The following is a 12,319-nucleotide window of genomic DNA, read 5'->3' on the forward strand; positions in this document are numbered from 1 at the left end:
GGCCCGCGCTGCCGCTGGCGGCATTTCACACATCGATCCCAAAAATCGGAAAAAATGACGCCAGAGCGCTTGAAACCGGCGCGACCCCCCTCAAATTTGGTGACAGTCTAGAAATCTGGAGGTCTCGTTTTAAATGAGAATCGACAAACTCACCACCAAGTTCCAGGAAGCCATCGCCGACGCACAAAGCCTCGCCGTTGGTCACGATAACCAGTACATCGAACCCGCCCACCTGCTGGCTGCGCTCGTCGCGCAGCAGGACGGCTCGGCGCGCTCGCTCATGTCGCGCGCCGGGGTGCAGGTGCAGGCGTTGCAGAACGCGCTTAACGACGCCATCAACCGCTTGCCGCAAGTGCAGGGCACCGACGGCAACGTGCAGATCGGCCGTGAGCTGGCGGGCCTGCTCAACCAGGCGGACAAGGAAGCGCAGAAGCTCAACGACACGTATATCGCGAGCGAAATGTTCCTGCTCGCCGTGGCCGACGACAAGGGCGAAGCGGGCCGCCTCGCGCGCCAGCACGGCCTGACGCGCAAGGCGCTCGAATCCGCGATCGTCGCGGTGCGTGGCGGTGCGCAGGTGCATAGCCAGGACGCCGAGAGCCAGCGCGAAGCGCTCAAGAAGTACACGGTCGATCTGACCGAGCGCGCCCGCGCGGGCAAGCTCGACCCCGTGATCGGCCGCGACGACGAAATCCGCCGCTCGATCCAGATCCTGCAACGCCGCACCAAGAACAACCCGGTGCTGATCGGCGAGCCGGGCGTGGGCAAGACGGCGATCGTCGAAGGTCTCGCGCAGCGTATCGTCAACGGCGAAGTGCCGGAAACGCTCAAGGGCAAGCGCGTGCTTTCGCTCGACATGGCGGCGCTGCTCGCGGGCGCGAAGTATCGCGGCGAATTCGAAGAGCGGCTGAAGTCCGTGCTCAACGACATCGCGAAGGATGAAGGCCAGACCATCGTCTTCATCGACGAGATTCACACCATGGTCGGCGCGGGCAAGGCCGAAGGCGCGATGGACGCGGGCAACATGCTCAAGCCGGCGCTTTCGCGCGGCGAACTGCATTGCATCGGCGCGACCACGCTCGACGAATATCGCAAGTACATCGAGAAGGATGCTGCGCTCGAGCGCCGCTTCCAGAAGGTGCTGGTCGATGAGCCGTCGGTCGAAGCGACCATCGCGATCCTGCGCGGTTTGAAGGAGAAGTACGAACTGCACCACGGCGTGGAAATCACCGACCCGGCGATCGTCGCGGCGGCGGAGCTCTCGCATCGCTATATCACCGACCGCTTCCTGCCGGACAAGGCCATCGACCTGATCGACGAAGCCGCTTCGAAGATCAAGATGGAAATCGATTCGAAGCCCGAAGAGATGGACAAGCTCGACCGTCGCCTGATCCAGTTGAAGATCGAGCGCGAGGCCGTCAAGAAGGAGAAGGACGAAGCGTCGCAAAAGCGTTTGCAACTGATCGAGGAAGAAATCGATCGGCTGAGCCTCGAATATAAGGACCTCGAAGAAATCTGGACCGCCGAGAAGGCCGCGGTGCAGGGCGGTGCGCAGATCAAGGAAGAGATCGACCGCGTGCGCGCCGAGATCACGAAGTTCCAGCGCGAAGGCAAGCTCGAAAAGGTCGCGGAATTGCAGTACGGCAGGCTGCCGGAGCTCGAAACGCAACTCAAGCAGGTCACGCAGGCCGAAGCGAACGAGCAGAGCAGCCCGTCGCGTCATCGTCTGCTGCGCACGCAGGTGGGCGCCGAGGAAATCGCGGAAGTCGTGTCGCGTTCCACCGGCATTCCCGTCTCGCGCATGATGCAGGGCGAGCGCGAAAAGCTGTTGCTCATCGAAGACAAGCTGCATGAGCGCGTGGTGGGCCAGGACGAGGCGATCACCGCGGTGGCCGATGCGATCCGCCGTTCGCGCGCCGGTCTCGCGGACCCGAACCGGCCCTACGGCTCGTTCCTGTTCCTTGGGCCGACGGGTGTGGGCAAGACCGAGTTGTGCAAGGCGCTGGCGGGCTTCCTGTTCGACGCGGAAGATCATCTCATCCGCATCGACATGAGCGAGTTCATGGAGAAGCACAGCGTCGCGCGTTTGATCGGCGCGCCGCCGGGCTACGTGGGCTACGAAGAGGGCGGCTATCTGACCGAGGCCGTGCGCCGCAAGCCGTATAGCGTGATCCTGCTCGACGAAGTCGAGAAGGCGCACCCGGACGTGTTCAACGTGCTGCTGCAAGTGCTCGACGACGGCCGCATGACCGATGGCCAGGGCCGTACCGTGGACTTCAAGAACACGGTGATCGTGATGACGTCGAACCTCGGTTCGCACCTCATCCAGGCAATGGCGGGCGAGCCGCAGGAAGCCGTGAAGGACGCGGTGTGGAACGAGGTGAAGCAGCAGTTCCGCCCCGAGTTCCTGAACCGGATCGACGAGGTCGTGGTGTTCCATGCGCTCGATCGTTCGAACATCGAGTCGATCGCGAAGATCCAGTTGCAGCGTCTGCGCGAGCGTCTGGAGAAGCTCGACATGGAGTTGATGGTGTCCGACGAAGCGCTCGGCCAGATCGCGAAGGTCGGTTACGACCCGCTGTTCGGGGCGCGGCCGCTCAAGCGCGCGATCCAGCAGGAGATCGAGAACCCGGTCGCCAAGCTGATCCTCGCGGGCAAGTTCGGGCCGAAGGATGTGATTCCGGTCGACGTCCAGGACGGTAAGCTCGTGTTCGAGCGCGTCGTGCATTAAGGTGCGTTCAGGCACGCTGTAGTGCTGTGGTGAAGCAAAAAGGGCAACGGAGTGATCCGTTGCCCTTTTTTTATCTGCGCCGGGGACGACCCGGCACGGTGAGCGTCGCTCAGGCCTGCTTGTTGCCGCCGCCGAACAGCGACGCGAGGCCGCCGAGCGTGCCGAGCACGCTTTCCGCGTTGATCTGGCCGCCTGCGGGCACTTCGCCATTGGGCGTGCCGGCATTGACCACGTGCGGCAGCACCTGGGCGAGCAGGCCGCCCACCTGGTCGGGTTGCAGGCCGACCTTCTGCGCGAGGCCTGCAACGGCGTCCGAGCCGAGCACGCTGTGGATCTGATCGGCGGAGACAGGCTGGTTCTCGCCATTGCCGACCCACGACTGCACGACGTCACCGAGGCCGCCTTGCTGGAACTTCTGGATGAGGCCGCTCAGGCCGCCGGGCTGGTTGTTGACGAACTCCATGGCCGCGGCGAGAAGCTGCGCCTGGCCGCCGCCTTGCTGTTGCGATTGCGAACCGAGCAGGGAACCGAGGGTATCTAGCAGACTCATGACGATCTCTCTGAATGATGGCCGCGTCGGGGGACGCGGCCGGTAAGTCGGACGGCGCGCGCAAAGGCCGCGCCGCAGGTCAGGTGCCGGCGCGCGTTACGCGCCGGAAGCGGCGGCGTCGGAGGCCGCCTTGCTCTTTTTCGACTTCTTCGGCTTTTTCGCCTTGCTGTCCGAGGCCGTGGCCGGCGCCGCGGCGGCCGAACCCGCTTCAGGCGCGCTGGCGGCCGCAGCCGTTTTGTCCTTCTTGCTCTTGTGTTTCGATTTTGCCGCCGTGGCGTCCGATGCGGTAGTCGTGGCCGCCGGCGTCTGCGCCGTCATCGGGTTCGGCGTCGTGGCAGCCGGCGCCGCGCCTGCCGTTGCCCCCGTCGTTGCTGCGGTTGCCGCCGTTGGGGCGCTCTTGCTGCTCTTCGAGGCGGCCGGCTTGCCTGCTGGCGGCGCTGCCGAGCCGTTGATCGTGAGGCCCGCCGTCTCCAGATTCTGCACCGACTTCGGGCCAATGCCCTTGACGCGGTTCACGAGGTCGTCGGCGTCCTTGAACGGGCCGTTTTTCGTGCGTTCGTCGATGATCGCCTTGGCGTGCACGGGGCCGATGCCCTTGACGGATTCGAGCGCCGTTTCGTCGGCGGTATTGACTTCCACGGCCGCGGCAAGCACGGCGGACAGCGACAGACCGAATGCGAGGAACAGCATGAGCAGCTTCTTGAGCATGACGATCACTCCATTGAGGGCGATTCAGATTCAGTTAGCCGGGAACGGAAGACGCATCCGGTCCAGGGCCTGTTATTAGCGTGAACGGGCCCCAGGTGCTGCGGTACAAGAATAGGACAGTTGGCGTATCCGTGGATCGGGGGCGCTCGATTTATACCGGTCGATGTGTGGCAAGTAAATCACGCCGCACAATATTTAATACTTCTGTGCAATTTCGCGACGCGAAGCCACAGGCAATACACGTATTTTCGAAGCGCGAACAACGACACCGCACGCGCCTGTGTGGTGCAGGCGCCGTGTCTGCCATGCGGCTCAGGCGCGGTGTGGCCCGACGATGCCGAGCTTCGCGATGCGCCGGTACAGCGTCGCGCGCGAGATGCCGAGCGCCTGCGCAGCGGCGTTGGGGCGCCAGCGGTGCGCCGTGAGCGCCGCGACGATGCGCTCGCGCTCGGCGGCGGGCGTGAGCGGGGCGAGAGGCATGAGCGGCGTGGAATGGGCGGCGGACATGGCTGGCGGCGGGGCCGAGGCCGCGCACGCGTGAGCGTCCGGCATGGGCAGGCGTGCCGCAAGATCCGCGCTCAGATGGCGCGCCTCGACCAGCACGGTGTCGCATACGGCGCATGCGTAGCGCATCGCGTTGCGCAACTGGCGCAGATTGCCGGGCCACGCGAAGGCGGCGAGCCGAGCCGCGAGCGTGGCGTCGAGCGCGAGCGGGCGCGCGGCGGCCTGCGCTTCTTCGGCGAACACGGTGTCGATGAGCGTTGCGATATCGCGGCGCTCGCGCAGGGGCGGCAGGCTGAGCACAGCGCCGCTCAGGCGGTAGTAGAGATCCTCGCGGAACGCGCCCGCGCTCGCCATGAGTGCGAGGTCGCGGTGCGTCGCGCAGATCACGTCGATATCGACGCGCACCGGCGCTTCGTTGCCAAGCGGCAGCACTTCGCCCTCGGCGAGCACGCGCAGCAGGCGCGTCTGGAGCGCGAGTGGCATGTCGCCGATCTCGTCGAGAAAGAGCGTCCCGCCGTCGGCCATGGCGATCTTGCCGCGCGCGCCGTGGCGGCGCGCGCCCGTGAACGCGCCCGGTGCGTAGCCGAACAGCTCGCTCTCGATCAGCGATTCGGGCAGCGCCCCGCAATTGACGGCGATGAACGGCCGGTTGCGGCGCGCGCTCGCGTCGTGAATCGCGCGTGCGAAGACTTCCTTGCCCGCGCCCGTTTCGCCGAGCAGCAGGATCGGCAGGCGTTTGCCCGCCACACGCTGGGCGATGCGCGCGTTTTCGGCCACGCGCGCGTCGGCGCTGCGCAGGAAGGGGCCGAGCGCGCTACGGTCGTATTCCCGCTCAGCGGCGGAGTTTTCGCGCCGCAGCGGCATCGCGCCATGCGCCGCCGTGCCTGCGCCGCGCCCGAGCGGCGCGCGTATGCGCGCGTAGAGCATCGAGCCGTTCGAGCGCAGCCGCAGCGCGGCGATGGCTTCGATGCGCCCGATGTCGCGCAATTGCACGTGCGACGAATCGAAAATCTCGTCGATGTGACGCGGGCCTTCGAGCCCCGCGATGCATTCACGCGCGCGCCGGTTCGCGGCGATCACGTTGCCGTTCTCGTCGAAGGCGATCAGCAGTTCGGGCTGCGCCTCCACGTAATTGCGGTTCTGGTGACCGAAGAGAATCCAGCAGCTTGCGAGACGGTGCAGGAAATAGCCGTCCTCGATCAGCGTCGCGCTCTGGCGCACGAGCTGGTTGACGATGCGCTGGCTCTCGCGATTGTCGGGAGACTGCACGGCCGAGGCGTCGAGCACGCCGATCAGTTCGCCGCCCGGCGCGAAGATCGGCGCGGCGCTGCACGTGAGCGAGGTGAAGGCGGCGCGGAAATGATCGGTCTTGTGAACCGTGATGGGCGCGAGATCGGTGAGCACGTTCGCGATGCCGCAGGTGCCTTCCTCGCTCTCCGACCAGCACGAGCCGATATAGAGCCCCGCGTGCTTGAAGTCGTTGCGGCGCTCGCGGTCGATGCGGTAGTCGATGGTCACGCCGTGCCCGTCGGTGAGCATCACGCAGTAGTCGGCCTCGCGCACCATGTCGTGCAGGCGCGAGAGGCATTGGCCCGAGGCGCGCAGGAAGGACTCCTCGCGATCGCGGATTTCACGCAGCTCGGCCGCGCTCAGCACGCGCGGCCCGATCACGGAGCCGGGATCGAGCTGATAGCGCTCGAACGAGCGCTGCCATGACGAGACGAGGCGCGGCGAGTCGGACGGCGCGGGGAGCCGGCCTTCCACGGCGCCGCGCACGCGTTCGGCGTGCCGGGTAGACGCAAGAGCGTAGGGCATGAGCGGTTCCAGACGGCTGCGGACGGTGAAACGTCGGACCGGAAAGCGTTCGGCGGGAGTCTTTTTTAGCACATCCTTTGCGCGCGATCACACCGCACCGCAGCAAGCGAGACGCCTGAGACGATCGTCTCAGCGCGCGGCGTCTCACCTGCGTAAGCGCCAGACTCGGCCGCTCAGGCAGGCTGCACGGGGCCGCGGCGCGCTTGCGCCGCTCGCGCGGACGAACTTTGCGACGCGCCGCGCGTGCTCGAGACGCTTGTTGAGACGCCGGGCGCATTAAACGGGGCGACGGCCGGACACGGTGCGCGGACCGCTCAAGCCCGCCAGGCGGGCTTGAGCGTCGGCAAGCGGTTTAGCAGGCGTTAGTGGCATGACGCTTGCAGATACTGCGGGCAAGAGCGGTGCACGCCAAGGCGCGCCGCCATCCAGACGAGTTCGTGCGGACCCCCGCGGCCGTGCGGACCAGGAGACACAACCCGTGACGACGCCCGTGACCGTAGGCGTGATCGCGAACCCCGCGTCGGGGCGCGACATCCGCCGCCTCACCTCGCATGCCTCTGTCTTTCCCACCGCCGAGAAAGCGAACATGGTCGTGCGCCTGCTCGCGGGGCTCGGCGCGCTCGGCGTTTCGCGCGTGCTCACGCTGCGCGACAAGACCGGCGTCGCCGCCTTGCTGCTGCGCGCCATCGAAACTCACGCGGCCATCGGTGCGCGCGAACCCTGGCCCGAAGTCGAATTCGTCGATTTGCCCATGAGCGAAAGCGTTGCCGACACGCATGCCGGTGTCGCCCGCATGATGCGCGAGGAAGTCGCGCTCATCGCGGTGCTGGGCGGCGACGGCACGCACCGCGCGGTGGCGGCGCATTGCGGCGCGACGCCATTGCTCGCGCTCTCCACCGGCACCAACAATGCGTTTCCCGAACTGCGCGAAGCCACCGTGGCGGGGCTCGCGGGCGCGCTCGTCGCGACCGGCGCCGTGCCCGCCGAGGCGGCGCTCGTGCGCAACAAGCGGCTCGTGGCGCGTTGCGTGGAGGGACCGTCGCGCGGGCGCGAGGAAATTGCGTTAGTCGACATCTGCGTTGCGCGCCAGCCCTTCATCGGCGCACGCGCCATTTCAGACAGTTCGGATATCGAAGCACTTTTTCTCACCTTCGCGCCGCCCGACGGTATCGGCCTCTCGTCGATCGGCGGCGCGTGGGCGCCGGTTGCGCGCGACGCGTCGCATGGCTTGCACATGACCTTCGCGGAGGCGGGCGACGCCGAGGGCGCGGGCGTGCCGTTGCTCGCACCGATCGCGCCGGGCCGCATCGAACGCCTGACGATGCGCACGTGCCAGCGCCTCGAAGTCGGCGTCGCGCTGCCGCTCGAAGCCGGTCACGGCACGCTCGCATTCGACGGCGAGCGCGAGATCGAACCCGCGCGCGGCGACCGCTACGAAGTGACGCTCGACTGGCGCGGCCCGCTGACCGTGGATGTCGCGCGCACGCTGCGTTACGCGGCGTCGCATCAGTTGTTGCGCGAAGCCGCGGCGCGCGTCTAGCGCCTTCCTCTGCATCCTCGACCCGTAACACCACAAGGAGACACCCGAATGGACGCACCCCTGAAAGGCCAGGTCGCGATCGTGACCGGCGGCGCGCGCGGCATCGGCCGCGGCATTGCGCTCACGCTCGCGCAGGCCGGAGCCGACGTGCTGCTCGCCGATCTGCTCGAAGAACCGCTTGCCGCCACGGCCGAAGAAGTGCGCGCCCTTGGCCGTCGCGCAGCCATCTGCAAGGTCGATGTCACGCAGGCCGCCCAGCTCGAAGGGATGGTGTCGCAGGCGCTCTCCGAACTCGGCGGCTTCGACATCCTCGTGAATTGCGCTGGCGTGATCTCGATTCATCCGGTCTCCGAACTCACCGAGCGGGACTGGGACTTCGTGATGGGCGTGAATGCGAAGGGGGTGTTCCTCGGCTGCAAGGCGGCGTTGCCGCATCTGCGCATGCAAAAGCGCGGGCGCATCATCAACGTCGCGTCGATTGCGGGCAAGGAGGGCTTTCCGAATCTCGCGCATTACAGCGCCTCGAAGTTCGCGGTGGTCGGCTTCACCAACGCGCTCGCCAAGGAAGTGGCGCGCGAAGGCATCACCGTGAACGCGATTTGCCCGGGCATCGTGCGCACCTATATGTGGGACCGGCTTTCGGACGAATGGAAGAACGAAGGCGAGAGCGTCGAGCAATCGTGGCAGCGCCATCAACTCACGCTTATTCCGCAGGGCCGCGCGCAAACGCCGGAAGACATGGGGCGGCTCGCCTTGTTCTTCGCGACGATGGACAACGTCACCGGCCAGTCGGTGAACGTCGACGGCGGCTTCACTTTTCACTAGGAGCAGGTGCATTTCCGGCAGCAGGCATACCCAGCGTCGTACACACCGGACAAGGAGACAACCATGTCAGTCAACACGCAGTTGAACAGGGAGCAGTTGCTCACGGCGTATCGCTCGATGCGCACGATCCGTGAATTCGAGGAACGCTTGCACGTCGAGTTCGCGACCGGCGATATCCCGGGGTTCGTGCACCTGTACGCGGGTGAGGAGGCGTCGGCAGTCGGCACGATGAGCCATCTGAACGATTCGGACTACGTTGCAACCACGCACCGTGGCCACGGCCATTGCATCGCGAAGGGCGTGGATGTGCACGAGATGATGGCCGAGATCTACGGCCGGGCCACGGGCTCGTGCCGCGGCAAGGGCGGCTCGATGCATATCGCCGATCTTTCGAAGGGCATGCTCGGTGCGAACGGCATCGTGGGCGCGGGCGGCCCGCTCACCTGCGGCGCGGCGCTTGCCGCCAGGCAGAAGAAGACGGGCGGCGTGGGCGTGTGCTTTTTCGGCGACGGCGCGTCGAATCAGGGCGTCATCTTCGAGTCGATGAATCTGGCTTCGGTGTGGCGCCTGCCGGTGATCTTCGTCGCGGAGAACAACGGCTATGCCGAGGCGACGTCGTCCACGTGGTCGGTTGCGGCCGACAACATCGCGGACCGCGCGAACGGCTTCGGCATGCCGGGCGTGATCGTCGACGGCTTCGACTTCTTCGCCGTGTACGAGGCCTTGGGTGAAGCCATTGCGCGCGCGCGCAACGGCGGTGGCCCGACGCTCGTGGAAATGAAACTCTCGCGCTATTTCGGCCACTTCGAGGGCGATGCGCAGACGTATCGCGCGCCCGGCGAAGTGCAGAAGCTGCGCGAGGAAAAGGATTGCCTCAAGCGCTTCGAGGAGCGCGTGGTGCGCGCCGAACTGGCGAGCGCCGACGATCTGCGCAAGGTGGACGCCGAAGTGAAGCAACTGATCGACGACGCGGTGATGCAGGCCAAGGCCGCACCGCTGCCGCCGGCCGAGGCGCTGCTCACCGACGTGTACGTGTCGTATCCCTGAGCGCGACGCACTCAGGTCATCAGGATTCCAGATCAAGGAGACGAAAATGGCACGGAAAATCACCTATTCACAGGCCATCAACGAAGCGCTGGCGCAGGAGATGGGGCGCGACGCGAGCGTGATCGTCATGGGCGAGGACAACGCGGGCGGCGCGGGCGCGCCCGGCGAGCAGGACGCATGGGGCGGCGTGCTCGGCGTGACGAAGGGTTTGTACGGCAAGTTTCCGGGGCGCGTGCTCGATACGCCGCTCTCGGAAGGCGGCTTCATCGGTACCGCCGTGGGCGCGGCGGCCTGCGGTCTGCGGCCGGTGGCGGAACTGATGTTCATCGACTTCATGGGCGTGTGCTTCGACCAGATCTTCAACCAGGCCGCGAAGTTCCGCTATATGTTCGGCGGCAAGGCGGTCACGCCGGTCGTGATCCGCACGATGTATGGCGCGGGCCTGCGCGCGGCGGCGCAGCACTCGCAGATGCTCACTTCGCTTTTCACGCATATTCCGGGGCTCAAGGTCGTGTGCCCGGCCACGCCTTACGACGCCAAAGGCCTCATGATCGAGGCGATTCGCGACAACGACCCCGTGATCTTCTGCGAGCACAAGTTGCTCTACACCATGGAGGGCGATGTTCCGGAGGAATCCTATTCGATTCCGTTCGGCGAAGCCAACATCGTGCGCGACGGCGACGATGTCACGATCGTCACCTACGGGCGCATGGTCCATTACGCGCTCGACGCCGCCCAGAAGCTGGCGAAAGACGGCATCGAAGCCGATGTGATCGACCTGCGCACGACCTCGCCGCTCGACGAGGAGACGATCCTCGAAAGCGCGCGCCGCACGGGCCGCGTCGTTGTCGTGGACGAGGCGAATCCGCGCTGCTCGATGGCGACGGACATCGCGGCGCTGGTTGGCCAGAAAGCGTTCAAAAGCCTGAAGGCGCCCGTGGGCATGGTCACCGCGCCGCACACGCCGGTGCCGTTCGCGGCCTCGCTCGAAGACCTCTACATCCCCTCGGCGGACCAGATCGCCGAAGCGGTGCGTGCAGCAAGGAGCTGAAGTCATGCCGATTCACATGATCACGATGCCCAAGTGGGGCTTGTCGATGGAGCAGGGCCAGGTGAACGGCTGGCTCAAGTCGCTCGGCGAGCAGGTCACGAAGGGCGACGAGTTGCTCGACGTCGAGTCGGACAAGATCGCGTCGCGCGTGGAGTGCGCGTTCGAGGGCGTGCTGCGGCGGCAGATCGCGCAGGAGGGCGACACGCTGCCCGTGGGCGCGCTGCTGGGCGTGGTAGCCGACGCCGAGGCAGTCGATGCGGACATCGACGCCGTCGTGGCCGAATTTCAGCGCGATTTCGTGCCCGCCCAGGCGGGTGACGCCGACGCGGGTCCGCAGCCCGAGAAGTCGCAGATCGGCGGGCGCACGATGCGCTATCTGAAGCTCGGAGAAGGCGAGGGTGTGCCGGTGGTGCTGATCCACGGCTTTGGCGGCGACCTCAACAACTGGCTTTTCAACCATGCCGATCTGGCGGCGGAGCGCACGGTCTGGGCGCTCGATCTGCCGGGTCACGGCGAATCGGGCAAGGCCGTGGAAAGCGGCAGCCTCGACGAGCTTGCGCAAAGCGTGATCGCGTTTCTCGACGCGCAGAAAATTGCCACGGCGCATCTGGTCGGGCATTCGCTCGGCGGCGCGGTCGCGATGGCCGTGGCGGAACAGGCACCCGCACGTGTGGCCTCGCTCTCGCTGATTTCGAGCGCGGGCCTCGGCAGCCAGATTGACGGCGCGTATATCGAGGGCTTCGTATCGGCGGCCAATCGCAACGCGCTCAAGCCGCACGTGACGAAGCTGTTCGCCGATCCCGCGCTCGTCACGCGTCAGCTTGTTGAGGACCTCGTGAAGTACAAGCGGCTCGAAGGCGTGCAGGCGGCGCTTGGCAAGATCGCGGAGCAGGCGTTCGAGGGCGGCGCGCAGCGGCGCGTGTTCCGCGAGCGCCTCGCGACGCTCGCGCCGCGCGCGCTCGTGGTCTGGGGCGAGGTCGACCAGATCATTCCGGCGCACCATGCGCAGGGCTTGCCTCCGCAGGTGCGAGTGGCGGTGATCGCGGGCAAGGGGCACATGGTGCAGATGGAGGCCGCGCAGGAGGTCAATCGCCTGCTTAAGGCCTTCTTCGACGAGGGAGGCTGAGCATGACGGCCGCCACTTCCGATACGCCTCACTCGTCGAGCACGGCGCTCGGGCAGCAAGGCCTGCGCGGCCGCTCATGAGCCGCCGATGGCGCGCTCGTGACGAAGTCGGGGCTGATGGTGGGGCTGGGCGCAACCGACGAGGCGTTGCTCGCAACGATGCAGGGCCTGCGCGAGCACGGCGTGGAAGTGCTGACGATCGGCCAGTATCTCGCGCCGTCGCGCTTTCATCTGCCCGACAAACGCTACGTGCATCCCTACGAATTCGACGCGTTGCGAGCGGCGGGGTTTGGCGAGGTGGTCGCGGAGCCACTCGTGCGTTCGTCGTATCACGCGGCGCAAACGGTGGAGGCGGCGCGAAAGACGAAGCTCGGCGCGAGTCTTATTTGCAACTAACTGCCTAGCGTGTTAGCCACCATCGAC

Annotated in this window: 9 protein-coding genes and 1 pseudogene; 7 read left to right on the plus strand and 3 right to left on the minus strand. The window is 66.4% G+C overall.

Annotated features, from left to right (window positions below):
• The first annotated feature begins 133 nt into the window (after positions 1-133).
• Complete coding sequence (clpB, locus tag C7401_RS36805) at positions 134-2,731, plus strand: ATP-dependent chaperone ClpB (protein ID WP_112176960.1); 2,598 nt, start codon at positions 134-136, stop codon at positions 2,729-2,731.
• Positions 2,732-2,840: 109 nt separating this feature from the next.
• Here the strand turns inward: clpB and C7401_RS36810 are convergent, their stop codons facing one another.
• The 3 genes from C7401_RS36810 to C7401_RS36820 form a co-directional block, all read right to left on the minus strand.
• Positions 2,841-3,359 carry a YidB family protein gene (locus tag C7401_RS36810; RefSeq protein ID WP_507763443.1) on the minus strand — a complete coding sequence of 173 codons (519 nt, stop codon included), beginning with the start codon at positions 3,357-3,359 and terminating at the stop codon, positions 2,841-2,843.
• A gap of 18 nt (positions 3,360-3,377) precedes the next feature.
• On the minus strand, positions 3,378-3,989 hold the full coding sequence (locus C7401_RS36815) for a ComEA family DNA-binding protein (RefSeq protein ID WP_112176962.1): 612 nt from the start codon (positions 3,987-3,989) through the stop codon (positions 3,378-3,380).
• Between the two features lie 312 nt (positions 3,990-4,301).
• The gene (locus C7401_RS36820; RefSeq protein ID WP_112176963.1) at positions 4,302-6,308 is read right to left on the minus strand and encodes a sigma-54-dependent Fis family transcriptional regulator; all 2,007 of its coding nucleotides are present in this window, start codon (positions 6,306-6,308) and stop codon (positions 4,302-4,304) included.
• Between the two features lie 478 nt (positions 6,309-6,786).
• Here C7401_RS36820 and C7401_RS36825 point away from each other — a divergent pair, with 478 nt between their 5' ends.
• From C7401_RS36825 to C7401_RS36850, 6 genes and pseudogenes are all read left to right on the plus strand, one after another.
• Entirely contained in the window at positions 6,787-7,848 is a 1,062-nt protein-coding gene (locus C7401_RS36825; protein ID WP_112176964.1) for an ATP-NAD kinase family protein, read from the plus strand.
• A gap of 48 nt (positions 7,849-7,896) precedes the next feature.
• Positions 7,897-8,673 (plus strand): SDR family NAD(P)-dependent oxidoreductase, encoded by a 777-nt coding sequence (locus C7401_RS36830; protein WP_112176965.1) that lies wholly within the window; start codon positions 7,897-7,899, stop codon positions 8,671-8,673.
• A gap of 63 nt (positions 8,674-8,736) precedes the next feature.
• Complete coding sequence (locus tag C7401_RS36835) at positions 8,737-9,720, plus strand: thiamine pyrophosphate-dependent dehydrogenase E1 component subunit alpha (RefSeq protein ID WP_112176966.1); 984 nt, start codon at positions 8,737-8,739, stop codon at positions 9,718-9,720.
• 46 nt (positions 9,721-9,766) lie between these two features.
• A complete protein-coding gene (locus tag C7401_RS36840) occupies positions 9,767-10,771 on the plus strand; it encodes an alpha-ketoacid dehydrogenase subunit beta (RefSeq protein ID WP_112176967.1) in 1,005 nt (334 codons plus the stop codon).
• A 4-nt stretch (positions 10,772-10,775) separates the two neighbouring features.
• Positions 10,776-11,897, plus strand: a complete 1,122-nt coding sequence (locus C7401_RS36845; RefSeq protein ID WP_112176968.1) for an acetoin dehydrogenase dihydrolipoyllysine-residue acetyltransferase subunit — start codon at positions 10,776-10,778, stop codon at positions 11,895-11,897.
• A gap of 92 nt (positions 11,898-11,989) precedes the next feature.
• Positions 11,990-12,292, plus strand: a pseudogene (locus C7401_RS36850) (lipoyl synthase); the annotation flags it as partial.
• Positions 12,293-12,319: the final 27 nt, after the last annotated feature.

The sequence above is a fragment of the Paraburkholderia unamae genome (genome assembly GCF_003268775.1).
Classification (GTDB): Bacteria; Pseudomonadota; Gammaproteobacteria; order Burkholderiales; family Burkholderiaceae; genus Paraburkholderia; species Paraburkholderia unamae.